Here is a 20,310-nt window from a genome sequence, read left to right on the forward strand (position 1 = left end):
CTCCGTACTCATTAACCAGGCCCGGCGCACCTGATGACTCAGGCGCGCCCGGTTACGGTGGAACCCGATGAAGAATCTGCTGCTGCGTATCAACGACAAGATCTACATGACGTGCATCTGGGTCGCCGGTCTTTCCGTCCTGGCGATTTCCCTGATGATTCCCTGGGGCGTGTTCGCCCGCTACGTGCTGGGCACCGGTTCGAGCTGGCCCGAGCCCACGGCGATCCTGCTGATGATGGTGTTCACCTTCATCGGTGCCGCCGCCAGTTACCGCGCCGGCGCGCACATGGCCGTGGCCATGCTCACCGACCGCATGCCACCACAACTGAGAGCTGCGGCGGCGATATTCTCGCAACTGCTCATGGCGTCGATCTGCATTTTCATGACCATCTGGGGCGCCAAGTTGTGCATGTCCACCTGGAACCAGTTCATGGCGGCCCTGCCCGATCTGCGGGTTGGCGTGACCTATCTGCCGATTCCCGTGGGCGGCTTGCTGACACTGGTTTTCGTCCTGGAAAAACTCTTGCTCGGTGACCAGAGCAAACGGCGGGTCGTGCAGTTCGATCTGGTTGAAGAAAGTGAAGGTGGCGCTTAATGGACGCTCTGATTCTGCTGGGCAGTTTTATCCTGTTGATCCTCATCGGCATGCCAGTCGCCTATGCGCTGGGGGCCGCCGCGCTGATCGGTGCATGGTGGATCGACATACCGTTCCAGGCAGTGATGATCCAGGTCGCGTCGGGGGTGAACAAATTCTCGCTGCTGGCCATTCCGTTCTTCGTCCTGGCCGGCGCGATCATGGCCGAGGGCGGCATGTCCCGGCGTTTGGTGGCATGTGCCGGGGTGCTGGTGGGTTTCGTGCGCGGTGGCCTGTCGCTGGTCAACATTGTCGCCTCGACCTTCTTCGGCGCGATCTCCGGTTCCTCGGTGGCCGACACCGCGTCGGTGGGCTCGGTGCTGATTCCGGAAATGGAACGCAAGGGCTATCCACGGGATTTCTCCACCGCGGTGACCGTCAGCGGCTCGGTGCAAGCCCTGCTCACGCCACCCAGCCATAACTCGGTGCTCTACTCCCTGGCCGCCGGTGGTACGGTTTCGATTGCCTCGCTGTTCATGGCGGGCATCGTGCCGGGGTTGCTGATGAGCGCCTGCCTGATGGTGCTGTGCCTGATTTTCGCGAAAAAACGCGACTACCCCAAGGGTGAAGTCATCCCGATGCGCCAGGCGTTGAAAATCGTCGGTGAAGCCCTCTGGGGCCTGATGGCGATGGTGATCATCCTTGGCGGCATCCTCTCGGGGATTTTCACCGCCACGGAATCGGCGGCCATCGCCGTGCTGTGGTCGTTCTTTGTGACCATGTTCATCTACCGCGACTACAAGTGGCGTGAACTGCCGAAGCTGATGCACCGCACGGTACGCACCATTTCCATCGTGATGATCCTGATCGGTTTCGCCGCGAGCTTCGGCTACATCATGACCCTGATGCAGATTCCGGCGAAAATCACCACGCTGTTCCTGACCCTGTCGGACAACCGCTACGTGATCCTGATGTGCATCAACGTCATGCTGCTGTTGCTCGGCACGGTGATGGACATGGCGCCGCTGATCCTGATCCTGACGCCGATCCTGATGCCGGTGATTCTCGGCATCGGTGTCGATCCAGTGCAGTTCGGCATGATCATGCTGGTCAACCTCGGGATCGGGCTGATAACACCGCCGGTGGGTGCGGTGCTGTTTGTCGGTTCGGCGGTGGGCAAGGTCAGTATCGAGAGCACCGTGAAGGCGCTGCTGCCGTTTTATGCCGTGCTGTTTCTGGTGCTGATGCTGGTCACTTACATCCCCGCCATTTCCCTTTGGCTACCGCACTTGGTGTTGTAACAGCCTGAAAGATCGCAGCCTCGTTCCACTCGACAGCTCCTACATGGGAATGCCATTTCCCTGTGGCTACCGCACTTGGTGTTGTAACAGCCTGAAAGATCGCAGCCTCGTTTCACTCGACAGCTCCTGCATGGGAATGCGATTCCTGTAGGAGCTGCCGAAGGCTGCGATCTTTTGATCTGCCAACATTCAGGCACGCAACAACATATACCCCGCCACCACCAGACACACGCTGGCAAACCCCACATGCAACGTCCGCGCCGGCACCCGCGCACAAAGCTTGCGGCCGATGATCATGCCGACAATGCTGGCCACGATAAACGCCGCGCCCTGAGCGTCAATCCGCACGCCCGCGTGAAACGAGCCGATCACGCCAATCGCCGAAATCAGGCTGATCACCATCAGCGACGTGGCGACGATCCCGCGCATCTGCACATCGGTCAGTTGCTTGAACGCCGGCACGATCAGGAAGCCACCGCCGACACCGAGCAAGCCCGAAACCACACCGGTCACCGCGCCCAAAGCAGCGAGTGTCGCGGTGCATTTGGCGGTCCAGTCGAAACGCCCGGTCTGCTCGTTGAGCATGCAGTTTTTCTGCCCCCAGCTCGCGTGGCCGTGGTCGCTCGGCCCCTCTTGCGCACGCTCGCGGCGCAGCATGCGCCAGGCCACCATGACCATCAGCAGACTGAAGAGGATCATCAGGATCTTCTCCGGCAACTGGTGCGCAAAATAGATGCCCAGTGGCGAAAACAGCGCGCCGAGCGCGGCAATCAGCAGCGCCGCGCGATAACGCACCAGGCCATGACGCAAGCCGTCGATCGCCCCGACTGCCGCCGCACTACCGACGGCGAACAACGCCACGGGCGCGGCCTGGGTCATGCTCCAACCCAAACCGAGCACCAACGCCGGCACCGCGAGAATCCCGCCGCCCGCCCCGGTCAGCCCGAGAATCAGCCCCATCAACACGCCAAACAGACTTGCCAGCAACATAGGGAGTTCTCAGTCGACTTTGGACAAACCGGTCAGCCATTCGCGGCCCTTGAGCATGCCGTTCCAGTAGAACCATGGCAGCAGCGTCGCCTTGAGGAACCACGCCGAGCGGCGCGGCACGGTCGCATCGAGGGCGAAAGTCGGCAGCAACTTCCCGCCGTAACCGAACTCGGCGAGGATCACCTTGCCTTTCTCCACCGTCAGCGGGCACGAACCGTAGCCGTCGTACTTCAGTGGCAGCGGTTGTTGTTTGCGCAGGGCCAGCAGATTTTCCGCGACTACGACGACCTGTTTGCGCACGGCGGCAGCGGTTTTCGCATTGCTGGTGCCGCAGATATCACCAAGGCCGAACACTTCCGGGTAACGCGGATGTTGCAGGCTGTGTGGATTGACTTCGCACCAGCCAGCAGCGTCGCCCAGCGGGCTCTGGGCGATGAAATCCGGCGCGACTTGCGGCGGCACCACATGCAGCAGATCGAAAGTTTTCGCCTGTGTGGTGAGGTTGCCGTCAGCATCCTTGACCTCGAACCAGGCGGTTTTCGCCGGGCCGTCGACCTTGACCAGATTGCTGTTGAAGGCCAGTTGCGCGTTGTACTTTTCGATGTACTTCATCAGTGGCGGCACGAAAGTCGCGACACCGAACAGCGCGGCGCCGGCCAGGTTGAACTCGACGGTGATGTTGTTCAGCACGCCGGTTTTGCGCCAGTGATCGCACGACAGGTACAACGCCTTCTGCGGCGCGCCGGCGCATTTGATCGGCATCGCCGGCTGGGTGAACAACGCCTTGCCGCCACGCAGTTTCTGCACCTGATCCCAGGTGTACTGCGAGTGCTGATAGCTGTAGTTGGAGGTTACGCCGTGCTGACCGAGGCTTTCCTGCAGGCCTTCGATCTTCTCCCAGGCCAGCCGCAAGCCAGGGCAAACGATCAGATTCTGGTAGCTGACGCGGCGTTGATCGTTGAGCGTGAGCTGACGTGCGTCAGGATCAACCGCAGTCACCGCCGCCTGAATCCAGGTGGCCTGACGCGGCATCACTTTGCTCATCGGGCGCACGGTGTCCTTGACGTCGTAGGCGCCACCGCCGACCAGCGTCCACGCCGGTTGGTAGTAGTGCTGGGCGCTTGGCTCGATCACAGTGACTTTAAGAGTGGGATCACGCTTGAGCAGACTGGCGACGAAGCCGATGCCGGCGGTGCCGCCGCCGATGACCACGATATCGGCACTGATGGATGGGCCCCAGTGTTGATCGTTCATTGCTTGTTCCTTATTGCTGCATGCAAGGATTTTCGGCCAATCTACAAATGCCCTGTGGGAGCGAGCCTGCTCGCGAAGGCGATGTGTCAGTAGGTCAAAGTATTGACTGATACACCGCTTTCGCGAGCAGGCTCGCTCCCTCAGGGGATGGAGGTGTTGGCTGACATTTATGGGTGACCCCAGCTCTTGAGCACCGCCCCGCAATACAACCCGGACAGCGTCTTCATCACCTGAATCACTTCAGGACTGGCCAGACCGTAAAAGATGTACTTGCCTTCACGACGGGTCGCCACCAGCCCTTCATCGCGCAGGATGCCCAGTTGCTGGGACAGCGTCGGCTGGCGCACGCCGGTCATTTTTTCCAGCTCGCCGACGTTGCGCTCGCCCTGGGTCAGCTGGCACAGGATCAACAGGCGATCCTCATTGGCCAGCGCCTTGAGCAGCGCGCAGGCCTTGGAGGCGGACGCCCGCAACTGGGCGACTTCACATTCGGTCAGACTGGATTGCATTTGCACGATGCCTTCAAGGTCACTTAAGCTGCGAACATTATGTTTTTAGATAAAGTGTTGCAACCCATTTTCCTCGTTCAGGTTGGTGTCCATGCCCGCGCAGATTGAAGCTTTCCTCGACCCCGCCTCCTCGACCTACAGCTACGTGGTCTATGAAGCCGATGGCGGGCAGTGTGCAATCGTCGATCCGGTACTCGATTACGACGGCGCCGCCGGGCGCACCTGCACCGCGCAGGCCGACAAAATCATCACCTTCGTCCGAGAACACCACTTGCAGGTGCAATGGCTGCTGGAAACCCACGCCCACGCCGACCACCTGTCCGCCGCGCCGTACCTGCGCCGCGAACTGGGCGGCAAGATTGCGATCGGCCAGTCGATCAGCAAGGTACAGAACGTGTTCAAGGCGCTGTTCAATCTGGAACCGGAATTCTGCGTTGACGGCTCGCAGTTTGATCACCTGTTCGCGCCGAACGAGTCGTTCAAGATCGGCAACCTCAAGGCCACGGCCCTGCACGTCCCCGGCCACACTCCGGCAGACATGGCTTACCTGATCGACGGCGAACAGATTCTGGTCGGCGACACGCTGTTCATGCCCGATGTCGGCACCGCCCGCTGCGACTTCCCCGGCGGCAACGCCCATCAACTGTTCAACTCGATCCACAAACTGCTGGCCTTCCCCGCCAGCGTCAAACTCTACGTCTGCCACGACTACCCGCCGGAAGGCCGCGAGTCGCAGTGCCAGACCACCGTCGGTGAGCAGCGTCTGAGCAATATTCATGTGCATGACGGGATTGATGAGGCAGCGTTTGTCGAGATGCGCATCAAACGTGACGCCGGGCTGGGCATGCCGACGCTGTTGCTGCCGGCGATTCAGGTGAATGTGCGGGCGGGGAATCTGCCGCCAGCGGAAGACAATGGCGTGACCTATCTGAAGATTCCGATCAACTCACTATGAGAATAAGTTATACGGGCCAGAAACGCCTTATTCGTTGCTGGCCTGTCAAACACATCAAACCAAGCACACCCGCGAACACTTACTTATAACGTTATTTACACCAAGAAACACGAATCAAATCCAACCAACTATAAACACTGTTAACCTTCCTCTTGCTCCAGATTTTTAATTAGAGGAAGTTAAAATGAACACCATTGCAAACCCCAAAAAAACAATCACAACAGACATGCCACCAAAGGTGGCATACAAAAACAACGACACAAATATACTTGCCGACAACTTTGAAAAGCCTGAACTTTCAGACGCATCAAAAGTTGAATCCATCAACACTCAAGTCATCTTTGACTCTGCGCCGGAGTTGACTGCAGTGGACGACATGCCTGAGCTGTACGGCGGATTTTGTCCGGGAGGAAGCTGGAGTGGTGGTATCTGCCAACCCTTCAACAACAATCGTACGCACTGGATGAGCAACTCTGGCAGTTTACAGAATTTGCCTATCCACATGGCAATCCTCCCCGGCACTCACAACTCCGGCTTTGATTACGAAGCCAAACAGACTCCCAGTATGGAAGTCTGCCAGGATGTCTCGCCGCATAAACAATTGAATGCCGGTATTCGAGTACTGGATATCAGGGTACAGCACTACTCCGGTTATCCGGCCGGAGATCCACGTCGATTCATGATTTTCCACTCGACAAACAATGGCCGCACAATCAAGAACGATATTATCGATGGGGTTCGATCGTTTCACCATGGTCAAGGATGGGATCGTCGCAGGGAAATAGTCATTCTGGACTTTCATCAATTCAAGAACTTCACCGCCGACGCTCATGCAGAACTTTCAGCCTTGCTCAAGTCAAACTTCGGGAATTCGATTATTTCCCCAACTTATAAAGAGTTGAGCATCGCGCAAATTTGGGCTCTGCCAGGATTCAAGAATGTAGTTATTGCCTATAACTCAGGTAACAGGGACTCCAGTTTCTGGCCAGGGGTAAATCAGCGCTGGATCGGCACGAATACGCCTTCTGATTCCGAACTTAAAGCATTCGTCGAGCGCGTCGGCAATGAGGTCAAACCGACCGGTGAGCTCAGATCGATTCAAGCGGCACGTATGGTATTGCCGACTTTTGTGCCGAAGGACATTTCGAGTTCGATCATGACCTGGTTCGCAGCGGGTTCTGCCACTCATCCCATAATGAAATATTTCATTATCAATTCGGACTTCTCGCTGCGGCACCGGCTGGTCGACAACATCATCTATTCGAATCAGTTCCGCGCCCGCGTCTTGGGGCTCTCTGACATCACGGAGGCGACTCCCGCCAGCATCGGGGCGTTTGACACTCAGGCGGCACGCCACCTGGTATTACGGATCAATGATAAACACTGGGCACCGACTGTCGAACTGCCGCTCATCGTTGATGAGCAGCCTCATCGCTTGCTGGTGTGTTCGGACGCGAGCCGTGAATGCGAACTCGTTCTGCAAGGCAGCGATGTTCCGTTTGAACGCGTAACGCTGATCAAGGGAGATACCCTGGCCTTTGTGTGTCTGGATGGCAGTCAGCGCTGGCAGTTACAGGTGCAGGATTATCAGTCTGATGCAGACAACCCGCACATTCCCTTGCCCGCCAACGGTGAAAAATTCGTTCGCTTTACCGCCAAGGCTGACTCGGAAACGTCCGTGGCTTTCCTGCCTGATTCGGCACCTGACGGGAGCGTGATCTGGGTAGTTGGCCAATCGGATGTACGAATTCGCAATTCAAATGAACAGTGCGAATCTGAGTACGAGGTGACGGCAGGCTCATCCAGAGCCTTTATCTACCATTGCTCTACCCAGTGCTGGGAAGTACGAGACCTCCAAGCGTAACCGATTGGATCTTCGCCAAGACCTTCCATCGACGTTGACCGATGACAGGTTGCCGCCCGCCAATGGCAGCGGGCGGTACGTGTCTGGACAGAATCTGCTTCACGACGAGGTTTTTCCTACACTGCGCGTCGACATTGGTGAACTGGCGAGATTCCAGCCTGCGATCAAGAATTCGCTGGGCAATCAACCCATGGAGATTTTCGCAATATGGATATTCGTCGTAACCACAGGGATTTGTCCCGCGAAGAAAAGCCACCTTTATCGAAGCGATCCTGAGGCTGAAAAACAATGTCGACAGCGTGCTGCGGGCCGGCCAGCAGAGCCGCTGCGATGACTTGGTTTTCCACCCGGAGAATGAACCCGCCCCCTGGGCACAGACATTCACGGTCGGGCAGGCGATCCATACGACAGAGTTGAATTATCGATATGACCGCCTGTAACCCGGACGGCGATCAGTTGCCGAGGGTCAAACCGTTCGCCGGCAACGGCAGCGCCGTCTTGTAGCGCACCTGCTTCAAGGCAAAACTCGAACGGATGTTCGCCACCCCCGGGACCTTGGTCAGAAAGTCCATCATGAACCGCTCCAGCGACTGAATCGTCGGCACCAGCACCCGGATCAGATAGTCCGGGTCGCCGGCCATCAGGTAGCACTCCATCACCTCGGGGCGGTCGGAGATCGCCTCTTCGAAATGCTGCAACGCCTCCTCCACCTGCTTCTCCAGGCTGACATGAATGAACACATTCACATGCAGGCCCAGCAGATCGGCATCCAGCAGCGTCACCTGCTCGCGAATCAGGCCTAATTCCTCCATCGCCTTGACCCGGTTGAAACACGGCGTCGGCGACAGATTCACCGAGCGCGCGAGGTCGGCGTTGGTGATGCGCGCGTTCTCCTGAAGGCTGTTGAGAATGCCGATGTCGGTACGGTCCAGTTTGCGCATGAGACAAAACCACCTGTTTTTTATGTTTATGCAGAATTTCTATCTGCAAATCGTCTCCAGCGCAACGAAACAGAGATAAATATTCTTCTGGCCCGGGCCTATGATTGTTGTAGGACAAGATTTCTTTCACCCAAGAATGATTGCCAGCTCACTACAAGAAATTCACAAGATCGAGCGTAGAAGCCATGACCCAAGCGTATGAACCGCTGCGTCTGCACGTCCCTGAACCCTCGGGCCGCCCAGGCTGCAAAACCGACTTCTCCTACCTGCATCTGACCGATGCCGGCACGGTGCGCAAACCTTCCATCGACGTCGAACCTGCCGACACCGCCGACCTGGCGCGTGGGCTGATTCGTGTACTCGACGATCAGGGCAACGCCCTCGGCCCCTGGGCTGAAAACGTGCCGGTCGAAATCCTGCGCAAGGGCATGCGCGCCATGCTCAAGACGCGGATCTACGACAACCGCATGGTGGTCGCCCAGCGCCAGAAAAAAATGTCGTTCTACATGCAGAGCCTTGGCGAAGAAGCCATCGGCAGCGCCCAGGCCCTGGCCTTGAACATCGACGACATGTGTTTCCCGACCTACCGCCAGCAAAGCATCCTGATGGCCCGCGAAGTGCCGATGGTCGACCTGATCTGCCAACTGCTGTCCAACGAACGCGATCCGCTCAAGGGCCGGCAACTGCCGATCATGTACTCGGTCAAGGACGCCGGTTTCTTCACCATCTCCGGCAACCTCGCCACCCAGTTCATTCAGGCAGTCGGCTGGGGCATGGCCTCGGCGATCAAGGGCGACACGAAAATCGCCTCGGCCTGGATCGGTGACGGTGCGACCGCCGAATCGGACTTCCACACCGCCCTCACCTTCGCTCACGTTTACCGCGCGCCGGTAATCCTCAACGTGGTCAACAACCAGTGGGCGATCTCGACCTTCCAGGCCATCGCCGGGGGTGAAGCCACCACTTTCGCCGGACGCGGCGTTGGTTGCGGCATCGCCTCGCTGCGGGTCGATGGCAACGATTTCTATGCGGTCTACGCCGCTTCCGCCTGGGCTGCCGAACGCGCCCGGCGCAACCTCGGCCCGACCATGATCGAATGGGTCACCTACCGCGCCGGCCCGCACTCGACCTCCGACGATCCATCCAAATACCGGCCTGCCGACGACTGGAGCCACTTCCCGCTGGGCGACCCGATTGCCCGCCTGAAGCAGCACCTGATCAAGGTCGGCCACTGGTCGGAAGAAGAGCACGCCGCCGTCAGCGCCGAGCTCGAAGCCGAAGTGATTGCCGCGCAGAAACAGGCCGAACAGTACGGCACCCTCGCCGGCGGCCAGATTCCAAGCGCCGCAACCATGTTCGAAGACGTCTACAAAGAGATGCCGGAGCACTTGAAGCGCCAGCGTCAGCAGTTGGGGATCTGACATGAACGATCACAACAACAATATTCAGTTGGAAACCGCCATGACCACGACCACCATGACCATGATCCAGGCCCTGCGCTCGGCCATGGATGTGATGCTTGAGCGTGACGACAATGTGGTGGTGTTCGGTCAGGACGTCGGCTACTTCGGCGGCGTGTTCCGTTGCACCGAAGGCCTGCAGACCAAGTACGGCACCTCGCGGGTATTCGACGCGCCGATCTCCGAAAGCGGCATCGTCGGTGTGGCGGTGGGCATGGGTGCTTACGGCCTGCGCCCGGTGGCCGAGATTCAGTTCGCCGACTACGTCTACCCGGCTTCCGACCAGATCATTTCCGAAGCCGCGCGCCTGCGTTATCGCTCGGCCGGCGAGTTCACCGCGCCGATGACCCTGCGCATGCCCTGCGGCGGCGGCATCTACGGCGGCCAGACCCACAGCCAGAGCATCGAGGCGATGTTCACTCAGGTCTGCGGCCTGCGCACCGTGATGCCCTCCAACCCGTACGACGCCAAGGGCCTGCTGATCGCCTCCATCGAAAACGATGACCCGGTGATCTTCCTCGAGCCGAAACGCCTGTACAACGGCCCGTTCGACGGCCACCACGACCGCCCCGTAACCCCGTGGTCGAAACACCCGCAGGCCCAAGTGCCTGATGGTTACTACACCGTGCCGCTGGACGTCGCCGCGATCACCCGTCCGGGCAAGGACGTGACCGTGCTGACCTACGGCACCACCGTGTACGTCTCGCAAGTTGCCGCTGAAGAAAGTGGCGTTGACGCCGAAGTCATCGACCTGCGCAGCCTGTGGCCGCTGGACCTGGAAACCATCGTCAAGTCGGTGAAGAAAACCGGCCGCTGCGTGGTGGTGCACGAAGCCACCCGTACCTGCGGTTTCGGCGCCGAGCTGGTGTCGCTGGTGCAAGAGCATTGCTTCCATCACCTGGAAGCGCCGATCGAGCGCGTCACCGGTTGGGACACCCCCTACCCGCACGCGCAAGAGTGGGCGTATTTCCCAGGGCCGTCCCGAGTGGGCGCGGCGTTGAAACGGGTCATGGAGGTCTGAATGGGCACGCACGTTATCAAGATGCCGGACATCGGCGAAGGCATCGCAGAAGTAGAACTGTCGCAGTGGCACGTCAAGGTCGGCGACCTGGTGGTTGAAGACCAGGTGCTGGCGGACGTGATGACCGACAAGGCAATGGTCGATATTCCATCGCCGGTGCACGGCAAGGTGATTGCGCTCGGCGGTCAGCCGGGTGAAGTGATGGCGGTCGGCAGTGTGCTGATCAGCATCGAAGTTGAAGGCGCCGGAAACCTGAAGGAATCCGCCGCACCAGCACCGGTTGCTACGAAAGAGGCACCTGCTGCGTCGAAAGTTGAAGCCGCAGTCGAGAGCAAACCTGCCGCCGCTGCTGCACCGCGTTCCGCACCGGTTTGCCAGGGCCCGATGGTTGCCCGCGAGGCTGATGAACGTCCGCTGGCCTCGCCGGCCGTGCGCAAACATGCGCTGGATCTGGGCATTCAATTGCGTCTGGTACGCGGCACCGGCCCGGCCGGTCGTGTGCTGCACGAAGACCTCGAAGCCTATCTGGCGCAAGGTCAGTCGAACGCTTCGGCGCCGGCAGCTGCCGCGTACGCCCAGCGTCACGATGAAGAACAGATTCAGGTTATCGGCATGCGCCGCAAGATTGCCCAGCGCATGCAGGACGCCACCCAGCGTGCCGCGCACTTCAGCTACGTCGAGGAAATCGACGTCACCGCCATCGAAGAACTGCGCGCGCATCTGAATGAAAAACACGGTGCCAGCCGGGGCAAGTTGACCTTGCTGCCATTCCTGGTTCGCGCTCTGGTCGTGGCCCTGCGCGATTTCCCGCAGATGAACGCCCGTTACGACGACGACGCCCAGGTCATCACCCGCCTCGGCGCGGTGCATGTCGGTGTCGCCACGCAAAGCGATGTCGGCCTGATGGTGCCGGTGGTGCGTCACGCCGAGGCGCGCAGCCTGTGGGACAGCGCCGCGGAAATCTCGCGTCTGGCTAACGCCGCACGCAATGGCAAGGCCAGCCGCGACGAATTGTCCGGCTCGACCATCACCCTGACCAGCCTCGGTGCGTTGGGCGGCATCGTCAGCACGCCGGTGCTGAACCTGCCGGAAGTGGCAATCGTCGGCGTGAACAAAATCGTCGAACGGCCAATGGTCGTCAAAGGCCAGGTGGTGATCCGCAAGATGATGAACCTCTCCAGCTCCTTCGATCACCGCGTGGTCGACGGCATGGACGCGGCGCTCTTCATCCAGGCCATCCGTGGCTTGATCGAACAACCTGCCACTTTGTTTGTGGAGTAAGGCTCGCATGCAATCTCTGAACACTACGCTGCTGATCATCGGCGGCGGCCCTGGCGGTTACGTCACGGCGATTCGCGCCGGGCAACTGGGCATTTCGACGATTCTGGTCGAAGGCCAATCGCTCGGTGGCACTTGCCTGAACATCGGCTGCATTCCGTCCAAAGCGTTGATTCACGTGGCCGAGCAGTTCCACCAGACCCGCCATCACAGCCAGCATTCGTCGCTGGGCATCAGCGTCTCTGCGCCGACCCTCGACATCAGTAAAAGCGTCGAGTGGAAGGACGGCATCGTTGATCGCCTGACCACCGGCGTCGCCGCACTGCTGAAAAAGAACAAGGTCCAGGTCATCAATGGCTGGGCCAAAGTCATCGACGGCAAAACCGTGGAAGTCGGCGATACGCGGATCCAGTGCGAACATCTGGTGCTGGCCACCGGTTCGACCAGCGTCAACCTGCCGATCCTGCCAATCGGCGGGCCGATCATCTCCTCCACCGAAGCGCTGGCACCGAAGTCCGTGCCCAAACGTCTGGTGGTGGTCGGCGGCGGTTACATCGGACTGGAGCTGGGCATCGCTTACCGCAAGCTCGGCGCCGAGGTCAGCGTGGTCGAGGCGCAGGATCGTATCCTGCCAGCCTACGACGCCGAGCTGACGCAACCGGTGCACGAAGCACTGAAGCAACTGGGCGTGAAGCTCTATCTCAAGCACAGCGTGCTGGGTTTCGACGGCACCTTGCAGGTGCGTGACCCGAACGGCGACACCCTCAATCTGGAAACCGATCAGGTGCTGGTGGCGGTCGGTCGCAAGCCGAATACGCAGGGCTGGAACCTCGAAGCACTGAATCTGGACATGAACGGCTCGGCGATCAAGATCGACAGCCGCTGCCAGACCAGCATGCGCAACGTCTACGCCATCGGCGACCTCAGCGGCGAACCGATGCTCGCCCATCGCGCCATGGCTCAAGGCGAAATGGTCGCCGAACTGATCAGCGGCAAATCCCGCGAATTCAACCCGACCGCCATCGCCGCCGTATGCTTCACCGACCCGGAACTGGTGGTGGTCGGCCAGACCCCGGACGAAGCCAAGGCTGCCGGGCTGGACTGCATCGTGTCGAGCTTCCCGTTCGCCGCCAATGGCCGGGCGATGACCCTGGAATCAAAAAGCGGCTTCGTGCGCGTGGTCGCGCGTCGCGACAATCATCTGATAGTCGGCTGGCAAGCGGTCGGGGCAGGCGTTTCCGAGTTGTCGACCGCGTTCGCGCAAAGCCTGGAAATGGGCGCGCGTCTGGAAGACATCGGCGGCACCATCCATGCGCATCCGACCCTGGGTGAAGCGGTGCAGGAAGCGGCGTTGCGTGCTTTGGGGCATGCGCTGCACCTGTGATGGTGGGTGGCTGTAATGGCCCCTTCGCGAGCAGGCTCGCTCCCACAATGGGAATGCATTTCAAATGTGGGAGCGAGCCTGCTCGCGAATTCTCAGGCGCAACCGGAATTATCTGTCTGTCATCCGATAGTCCGGGCTGCGAAACCGCGCAAGAATGAAGTATTGTTGTGCCCATCCAAAAAAACGTCAGAAGCCTTGAACCGTTTCGACGGTTGTTCAGTGATAGAGGGTGTCATGGGTAACGAAAGCATCAATTGGGACAAGCTGGGTTTTGACTACATCAAGACCGACAAACGCTATCTGTCGTACTTTCGCAATGGCGAGTGGGACAAAGGCACCCTGACCGAAGACAACGTGCTGCACATCAGCGAAGGCTCGACGGCCCTTCACTATGGCCAGCAGTGCTTCGAAGGCCTGAAGGCTTATCGTTGCAAGGATGGCTCGATCAACCTGTTCCGTCCCGACCAGAACGCCGCGCGCATGCAGCGCAGCTGCGCCCGCCTGCTGATGCCGCACGTGTCGACCGAGCAGTTCATCGAAGCGTGCAAGGAAGTGGTTCGCGCCAACGAGCGCTTCATCCCGCCATACGGCACCGGCGGCGCGCTGTACCTGCGTCCGTTCGTGATCGGTGTGGGTGACAACATCGGCGTGCGTACCGCGCCGGAGTTCATCTTCTCGGTGTTCGCGATCCCGGTCGGCGCCTACTTCAAGGGCGGCCTGACGCCGCACAACTTCCAGATCTCCAGCTTCGACCGCGCCGCCCCACAAGGCACTGGTGCGGCCAAGGTCGGTGGCAACTATGCCGCCAGCCTGATGCCGGGCTCCCAGGCCAAGAAAGCGCACTTCGCTGACGCCATCTACCTGGATCCGCTGACTCACAAGAAGATCGAAGAGGTCGGTTCGGCCAACTTCTTCGGTATCACCCACGACAACAAGTTCATCACTCCGAACTCGCCGTCGGTCCTGCCAGGCATCACCCGTCTGTCGCTGATCGAACTGGCGAAAACCCGTCTGGGTCTGGAAGTGATTGAAGGCGACGTGCTGATCGACAAGCTGTCGGACTTCAAGGAAGCCGGCGCTTGCGGTACCGCTGCAGTGATTACCCCGATCGGCGGGATCAGCTACAACGACCACCTGCACGTGTTCCACAGCGAAACCGAAGTCGGCCCGGTCACCCAGAGGCTCTACAAAGAGCTGACGGGTGTGCAGACCGGCGACATCGAAGCGCCAGCAGGCTGGATCGTCAAGGTTTGATCTGACGGTTAGATGTACAAAAGCCCTCCATCAAGTGATTGATGGGGGGCTTTTTGGTTGTGTGGATCAAAATCAAAAGATCGCAGCCTGCGGCAGCTCCTACACAGATATCCTGTAGGAGCTGCCGCAGGCTGCGATCCTTTGATTTCTATTTCAGCGCAATCCGCTTCCCGCCTCGCGCGGCTATCCCGCTCGCCTGCCCGTTCTGCTGCTTGCCCATCCGCGCTTGGGTGATCAATCCGGGAATCAACTCGCCCTCTGGCAGATTCTTCCAGAAACGTACCGGCAAGTGCCCTTGCATGACCTTCTCGTTCAACCGCGCCGGGTTGAAAATGTGGCTGTAGTACGTCAGCCACAACTCGCCATGCGGATCATCGACGTTCTGCGCCAGTTGCTGCCACTCCACCGGGCACTGGCGCTGATGAATCAACTGTTCGCCATCGTAATAAACCCCGTCACGCGGCGTGGCGATCAACCAGCAGTGACGGCCCATGCGCCCGATGAAATGTTCGCTGGCGCTGTGCAGGATGTCGTGGGCCGGTTCGTGCCACGCGACGTATTGCGGGCCTGGCTGATCCTGCGGGCGTTCGATGAAACGCACGAACGCATGCAAATGGTGGGCTTCGCGCTGCACCTGCTTGATCCGCCGCTGCAACTCGCTGCCGAGTTTGTCGCCGGCCATCATCGCCGTGCGATCGCCATGGCTGACTCGCCACAGCACTTCATACAACAGACTCCAGCGCTGGTCGCCCCGGTAGCGCGCGGCTTGCTCCAGGGTATCGAGCAGTGCACGGGGGATGCGTGCCTGAAACGGCCCCTGCCCCTCGGGTACCGAGACGTCACTGGCAAACAGATCGCTCACGCCTTCCGACGCCCAGCTCACCAGACTCGGGTCGACTTCATGACTGAGCAGCCAGCGTGCCTGCTGGCGCCAGGTGTCGAACAGGTCGTCGCAATCGAGATTGATCATCCCCACAACCCCATCTGCTGCGGCTGCGGCCGATCGCGCAGTTGCTGATAGAGCATATGACTGGTGACTTCGGCCTGCTGCGGGTGGTAGTCGCTGGTGATGATGAACGGCTTGGCCTTGGCCAGCACACAGCGCATGCGTGCCACGTCTTCGTAGCGGATGCGCCGTTGCTGGCGCAATTGCACCAGACGCTCGGTAGTGCGCAGGCCGATGCCCGGAATACGCGCGATCAACGACGGCTCGGCACGATTCAGGTCCAGCGGAAACACTTCGCGATTCTGCAGTGCCCAAGCCAGTTTCGGGTCGATGTCCAGCGCCAGATTACCCGGGCCCTTGAGCAATTCATCAGCGTTGTAGCCGTAGCTGCGCAAGAGGAAATCGGCTTGATACAGACGGTGTTCGCGCATCAGCGGTGGCGCGGCCAGTGGCACACTTTTCGGGCTGTCGGGGATCGGGCTGAAGGCCGAATAGTAGACGCGCCGCAAGCGGTAGTTGCCATACAGCGACTGGGCGCTGTGCAAAATCGTGCTGTCGTCGGTGTCATCGGCGCCGACGATCATCTGCGTACTCTGCCCGGCAGGGGCGAACTTCGCCGAACGCGGTTCGTTGAGCACCGTTTGCACGCCGGTGTAGATGGTGTTCATCGCCTGCTTGATCGAACCGATCTGTTTCTCCGGGGCCAGGGTTTGCAGGCTGGCGTCGGTGGGCAGTTCGATGTTGACGCTGAGGCGATCGGCGTAGCGCCCGGCCTCCTCGATCAATGCCGGATCGGCCTCGGGAATGGTCTTGAGGTGAATGTAGCCGCGAAACTCGTGCTGCTCGCGCAACAGCTTCGCCACGCGCACCAGTTGTTCCATGGTGTAGTCCGCCGAGCGGATGATCCCGGAGCTGAGAAACAGCCCGCTGACGCAGTTGCGCCGGTAGAAATCCAGGGTCAGCGTCACCACTTCCTCGGGGGTGAAGCGTGCGCGCGGCACATCGCTGGAGCGGCGGTTGACGCAGTACTGGCAGTCGTAGAGACAAAAATTGGTCAGGAGGATTTTCAGCAGCGACACGCAACGACCGTCCGGCGTGTAGCTGTGGCAGATGCCCATGCCGTCGGTCGAGCCCAACCCGCTCTTACCCTCGGAGCTGCGCTTGGGCGCACCGCTGCTGGCGCAGGAGGCGTCGTACTTGGCGGCGTCGGCGAGAATGCTGAGCTTGTCGATGATTTGCATGGCGCGGGCTCTTTACTGTGTGGATATACAGTATAGATCCGAGCTCGGGGTTACAAGGTGGTAGAAGCGCACCTCGTCGGGCAGAAGCTTAAGATCAAAGGATCGCAGCCTTCGGCAGCTCCTACAGGGATTGGGCAGGGTCGAGAATTATCGGGTGTACGCGATTACTGTAGGAACTGCCGCAGGCTGCGATCTTTTGACCTTCGCGTCTAACGACAACTCAAGACCAAACCGCATACCCATTTCCTTGCGCCCCGCCACGGTCAGTGCCAACGCCCGACTATCAAGATCCTGCGTCACCCACTTGCGCTTCAACGCCATCTGCAACAACGCCGCGCCCAACGAACCGCCCACATGCGGCCGACGCATGCTCCAGTCCAGGCACGGGCAGGCGAACTTGCGGCGCAAGGCACTCAAGTCCTGCACCTCAATCCCCAAGCTCGCAAACAACGCCTCGCCACTGTCGCTCAAGCGATAAGCGCGCTCGTCGGTTTCCACCAGCCACCCCGCCTCGAGCAAACGGTCGTGGAGCAACACCGCCAGCGTCCCGGCCATGTGGTCGTAGCAGGTACGAGCGAATTGCAGGCGATCCGGGGTGTGCGGTTTGAAGCTCGGCGCGGCGTTCTGGCCGATCACCATCAACGCTTCCAGCGCCTGGGCCACGCGCTGATCGGCGAGGCTGTAATAACGATGGCGGCCCTGCACGTGCAGGCGCACCAGCGACAGCTCCTTGAGTTTGGCCAGGTGCGCGCTGGCAGTGGAGGCGCTGACCTCGGCAACGGCGGCCAATTCAGTGCTGGTGCGGGCGTGACCGTCCATCAGCGAGCAGAGGATTTTCGTGCGTGCCGGTTCGGCGATGGCGGCCGCCACCTGCGAAACGCCGATGTCTTGATGTTCTGCGTGCATATTTCGCTCCCCGACGAATCGTCGTCGCTGCGAACTGAAGATACTCGCATCACTTTCCCGACGACAAGGCTGTGAACCATGGACCCGATCATCGCTGCGACGCATGCCGATCCCTACCCCTACTACGCCAAACAGCGCGCCGAGCGCGGACTGACCTTTGATCATGGCTTGAAACTGTGGGTCGCCAGCAGCGCTCGCGCCGTGCGTGCGGTTTTGGCGCATGCCGATTGCCGGGTGCGACCGCTGCAGGAACCGGTGCCCAAGGCGATTGCCTCGGGGCTGGCTGGCAGGGTGTTCGGGCAGTTGATGCGGATGAATGATGGCGAACGTCAGCGCTGCCCACGCTCTGCGGTGGAACCGGCACTGCAGTTGATCGATGACGATCAGGTACGCGCATTGGTGGCAGCACGGCTGATGACAGCGGACGCCGACGGCTTATATAAGGCGATGTTTCGCGGCCCGGTGTGCGTGGTCGCGGCGCTGCTCGGCTTCACCCCGGCGCAAGGCCGGGCAATCAGTGAGCTGACCGCGGATTTCGTCGCCTGCCTGTCGCCGCTGAGCAATGACCTGCAACTGGCGGCGGCGCAGGCGGCGGCGGAGCAATTGCGCGGTTATTTCGTCGAGTTGCTGGCCGAAGCCGATAGCGAGTTGCTCAAGGCTATCGAGCAGCGATTTGCAGGAGACGAAGAAACCCTGATCGCCAACCTGATCGGTCTCTGTTCGCAGACGTTCGAGGCCAGTGCGGGACTGATCGGCAATGCACTGATAGCGCTGCAACGTCAGCCCGAGTTGCGTGACGCCTCTGTGGACGCACTGTTGGCCGAGGTTCAGCGCTTTGATCCGCCGGTGCAGAACACTCGGCGCTTTGTCGCACAGACTTGCGAGATCGATGGCGTGCGACTCGAGGCTGGCGAGGTGATTCTGGTGCTGCTGGCCTCGGCCAACCGCGATCCTTTGTTAAATGCAGAGCCCGAGCGGTTTCTGCTGGAGCGTCCTGACCGGCGCAGTTTCAGCTTTGGCAGCGGGCGGCATCAGTGTCCGGGACAGACGCTGGCGCTGAGCATTGCCGCTGCGACTGTCAGAAAAATCCTTGATCAGGGTATGAATTTGCAACAACTGACGTGGCATTACCGCCCATCGCTCAATGGGCGGATTCCACTGTTCAGCGCGGTGCAGCCTTAAGCGTTGCGCAGCTCGATGGTCAGATGCGACAGCTCATGCACCGGCGCCAGCCGCTCGCGGATCGCCTCCGCTGTCACGCCCGCCGCCGCGACCACACTGACAATCGCCGCCCGCGCCTGCGGGCCGACCTGCCAGACATGCAGATCGCTGATGCGCACATCCTCGGAGGTTTCCAGCAACTCGCGGATCTCCGCCGCCACCGGCTCGTCGGTGGTGTCGAGCAGAACCGCAGCGCTATCGCGCATCAGGTTACAGGCCCATTTCGCGATGACAATCGAGCCGACAATCCCCATCGCCGGGTCCAGCCATATCCAGCCGAGATAGCGCCCGGCCAGCAACGCGGCAATCGCCAGCACCGAGGTCAGGGCGTCGGCCAGCACATGGACGTAGGCCGAACGCAGGTTGTTGTCGTGATGGTGATGATGATCATGACCGTGGTCATGATGATGGCCGTGGTCATGGCCGTGATGGCCCATCAACAGGAAGGCGCTGAGGACGTTCACGCCCAGCCCGACAATCGCGATCACGGTCGCTTCGCCAAACGCCACGGTGGTCGGTTCGAACAAACGAAAAATCGACTCGCCGGCAATGCCCAGCGACACCAGCCCCAGCACCATGGCTGAAGCAAAACCGGCCAGATCGCCGACCTTGCCGGTGCCGAAACTGTAGCGGCGGTTGTTGGCGTTGCGCCGGGCGAAACCATAGGCCGCAGCAGCAATGCCCAACGCCCCGGCATGGGTCGCCATGTGGAAACCGTCGGCCAGCAGGGCCATGGAGCCGGTGAGGTAACCGGCGGCGATCTCGCCGATCATCATCACGAAGGTCAGCGCCACCACCCACAGGATGCGGCGGGCGTTTTCGTCGTGGGACGCACCGAGGAACTGGTGATCGTGGCTGAAACGCTCAGCGTTTGGGCTCTGGCTCATGATGCGCGTGCTCTACTTGGAATAACGGCGGATGGCTTGCAGCAGATCTTCGGCGCCCTGGGCGCGTTGTTCGTCAGTGAGATCGGAACGGGCCACGTGCTCGCGGGTGTGGGCCTCGATGAACTGCTCCATCAACCCGTTGACCGCCCCGCGAATCGCCGACACCAGATGCAAGGTCTTGGCGCAATCGGCATCGCCCTCGAGCGCTTTCTCAACGGCCTGTACCTGGCCGGCAATGCGCCGTACGCGGTTGAGCAGCTCGTCTTTGTGTTCATGAATGTGCGACATACCTATACCCCCTACCCCTATATGGCGCGCATAGTC

19 protein-coding genes are annotated in these 20,310 nt (G+C 60.3%); 10 read left to right on the plus strand and 9 right to left on the minus strand.

Going from position 1 to position 20,310, the window contains the following annotated elements; all coding sequences use genetic code 11:
• The first annotated feature begins 67 nt into the window (after positions 1–67).
• Both LOY52_RS15720 and LOY52_RS15725 read left to right on the plus strand, forming a co-directional pair.
• Entirely contained in the window at positions 68–595 is a 528-nt protein-coding gene (locus LOY52_RS15720; RefSeq protein ID WP_258674917.1) for a TRAP transporter small permease, read from the plus strand.
• Positions 595–1,875 (plus strand): TRAP transporter large permease, encoded by a 1,281-nt coding sequence (locus LOY52_RS15725; RefSeq protein ID WP_027613212.1) that lies wholly within the window; start codon positions 595–597, stop codon positions 1,873–1,875. Before LOY52_RS15720 ends, LOY52_RS15725 begins: the two co-directional genes overlap by 1 nt.
• Before the next feature lie 189 nt (positions 1,876–2,064).
• Here the strand turns inward: LOY52_RS15725 and LOY52_RS15730 are convergent, their stop codons facing one another.
• From LOY52_RS15730 to LOY52_RS15740, 3 genes are all read right to left on the minus strand, one after another.
• Complete coding sequence (locus LOY52_RS15730) at positions 2,065–2,865, minus strand: sulfite exporter TauE/SafE family protein (protein ID WP_258674920.1); 801 nt, start codon at positions 2,863–2,865, stop codon at positions 2,065–2,067.
• Positions 2,866–2,874: 9 nt separating this feature from the next.
• Positions 2,875–4,119 (minus strand): FAD/NAD(P)-binding oxidoreductase, encoded by a 1,245-nt coding sequence (locus tag LOY52_RS15735; RefSeq protein ID WP_258674922.1) that lies wholly within the window; start codon positions 4,117–4,119, stop codon positions 2,875–2,877.
• A gap of 167 nt (positions 4,120–4,286) precedes the next feature.
• A complete protein-coding gene (locus tag LOY52_RS15740; protein WP_003224002.1) occupies positions 4,287–4,628 on the minus strand; it encodes a helix-turn-helix transcriptional regulator in 342 nt (113 codons plus the stop codon).
• Between the two features lie 91 nt (positions 4,629–4,719).
• Between LOY52_RS15740 and LOY52_RS15745 the strand changes: the two genes are divergently transcribed.
• Together LOY52_RS15745 and LOY52_RS15750 are read left to right on the plus strand one after the other, a co-directional pair.
• Positions 4,720–5,583, plus strand: a complete 864-nt coding sequence (locus LOY52_RS15745) for an MBL fold metallo-hydrolase (protein ID WP_258674925.1) — start codon at positions 4,720–4,722, stop codon at positions 5,581–5,583.
• A gap of 184 nt (positions 5,584–5,767) precedes the next feature.
• On the plus strand, positions 5,768–7,447 hold the full coding sequence (locus LOY52_RS15750) for a hypothetical protein (RefSeq protein WP_258674926.1): 1,680 nt from the start codon (positions 5,768–5,770) through the stop codon (positions 7,445–7,447).
• A 452-nt stretch (positions 7,448–7,899) separates the two neighbouring features.
• Here the strand turns inward: LOY52_RS15750 and bkdR are convergent, their stop codons facing one another.
• The gene (bkdR, locus tag LOY52_RS15755; protein ID WP_007915088.1) at positions 7,900–8,388 is read right to left on the minus strand and encodes a Bkd operon transcriptional regulator BkdR; all 489 of its coding nucleotides are present in this window, start codon (positions 8,386–8,388) and stop codon (positions 7,900–7,902) included.
• Positions 8,389–8,573: 185 nt separating this feature from the next.
• On the opposite strand from bkdR, the gene LOY52_RS15760 reads away from it, so the two are divergent.
• The 5 genes from LOY52_RS15760 to LOY52_RS15780 all read left to right on the plus strand — a co-directional run bounded on the left by LOY52_RS15760 (position 8,574) and on the right by LOY52_RS15780 (position 14,785).
• Positions 8,574–9,809: a 3-methyl-2-oxobutanoate dehydrogenase (2-methylpropanoyl-transferring) subunit alpha gene (locus LOY52_RS15760; protein ID WP_258674928.1), complete on the plus strand. Its 1,236-nt coding sequence runs from the start codon at positions 8,574–8,576 to the stop codon at positions 9,807–9,809.
• Position 9,810: 1 nt separating this feature from the next.
• Positions 9,811–10,869 carry an alpha-ketoacid dehydrogenase subunit beta gene (locus LOY52_RS15765; RefSeq protein ID WP_003224000.1) on the plus strand — a complete coding sequence of 353 codons (1,059 nt, stop codon included), beginning with the start codon at positions 9,811–9,813 and terminating at the stop codon, positions 10,867–10,869.
• Positions 10,870–12,150 carry a dihydrolipoamide acetyltransferase family protein gene (locus tag LOY52_RS15770; protein WP_258674930.1) on the plus strand — a complete coding sequence of 427 codons (1,281 nt, stop codon included), beginning with the start codon at positions 10,870–10,872 and terminating at the stop codon, positions 12,148–12,150.
• A 7-nt stretch (positions 12,151–12,157) separates the two neighbouring features.
• The gene (lpdA, locus tag LOY52_RS15775; RefSeq protein WP_258674931.1) at positions 12,158–13,531 is read left to right on the plus strand and encodes a dihydrolipoyl dehydrogenase; all 1,374 of its coding nucleotides are present in this window, start codon (positions 12,158–12,160) and stop codon (positions 13,529–13,531) included.
• 234 nt (positions 13,532–13,765) lie between these two features.
• On the plus strand, positions 13,766–14,785 hold the full coding sequence (locus tag LOY52_RS15780) for a branched-chain amino acid aminotransferase (RefSeq protein WP_258674932.1): 1,020 nt from the start codon (positions 13,766–13,768) through the stop codon (positions 14,783–14,785).
• Between the two features lie 148 nt (positions 14,786–14,933).
• Here the strand turns inward: LOY52_RS15780 and LOY52_RS15785 are convergent, their stop codons facing one another.
• The 3 genes from LOY52_RS15785 to LOY52_RS15795 all read right to left on the minus strand — a co-directional run bounded on the left by LOY52_RS15785 (position 14,934) and on the right by LOY52_RS15795 (position 17,878).
• Positions 14,934–15,755, minus strand: a complete 822-nt coding sequence (locus tag LOY52_RS15785; RefSeq protein ID WP_258674933.1) for a TIGR03915 family putative DNA repair protein — start codon at positions 15,753–15,755, stop codon at positions 14,934–14,936.
• Positions 15,752–16,972 (minus strand): putative DNA modification/repair radical SAM protein, encoded by a 1,221-nt coding sequence (locus LOY52_RS15790; RefSeq protein ID WP_145595444.1) that lies wholly within the window; start codon positions 16,970–16,972, stop codon positions 15,752–15,754. Before LOY52_RS15790 ends, LOY52_RS15785 begins: the two co-directional genes overlap by 4 nt.
• 147 nt (positions 16,973–17,119) lie before the next feature.
• Positions 17,120–17,878, minus strand: coding sequence for a helix-turn-helix transcriptional regulator (locus LOY52_RS15795; protein WP_258674934.1), 759 nt, complete (start codon positions 17,876–17,878; stop codon positions 17,120–17,122).
• A gap of 78 nt (positions 17,879–17,956) precedes the next feature.
• Here LOY52_RS15795 and LOY52_RS15800 point away from each other — a divergent pair, with 78 nt between their 5' ends.
• Entirely contained in the window at positions 17,957–19,060 is a 1,104-nt protein-coding gene (locus tag LOY52_RS15800; RefSeq protein WP_258674936.1) for a cytochrome P450, read from the plus strand.
• Here LOY52_RS15800 and dmeF read toward each other — a convergent pair.
• On the minus strand, positions 19,057–19,986 hold the full coding sequence (gene dmeF / locus LOY52_RS15805) for a CDF family Co(II)/Ni(II) efflux transporter DmeF (RefSeq protein ID WP_258674938.1): 930 nt from the start codon (positions 19,984–19,986) through the stop codon (positions 19,057–19,059). The genes LOY52_RS15800 and dmeF overlap by 4 nt on opposite strands.
• A gap of 12 nt (positions 19,987–19,998) precedes the next feature.
• Positions 19,999–20,274: a metal/formaldehyde-sensitive transcriptional repressor gene (locus LOY52_RS15810; RefSeq protein WP_258674939.1), complete on the minus strand. Its 276-nt coding sequence runs from the start codon at positions 20,272–20,274 to the stop codon at positions 19,999–20,001.
• Between the last annotated feature and the right edge of the window lie 36 nt (positions 20,275–20,310).

The sequence above is a fragment of the Pseudomonas sp. B21-051 genome, from assembly GCF_024748795.1.
GTDB lineage: Bacteria > Pseudomonadota > Gammaproteobacteria > Pseudomonadales > Pseudomonadaceae > Aquipseudomonas > Aquipseudomonas putida_A.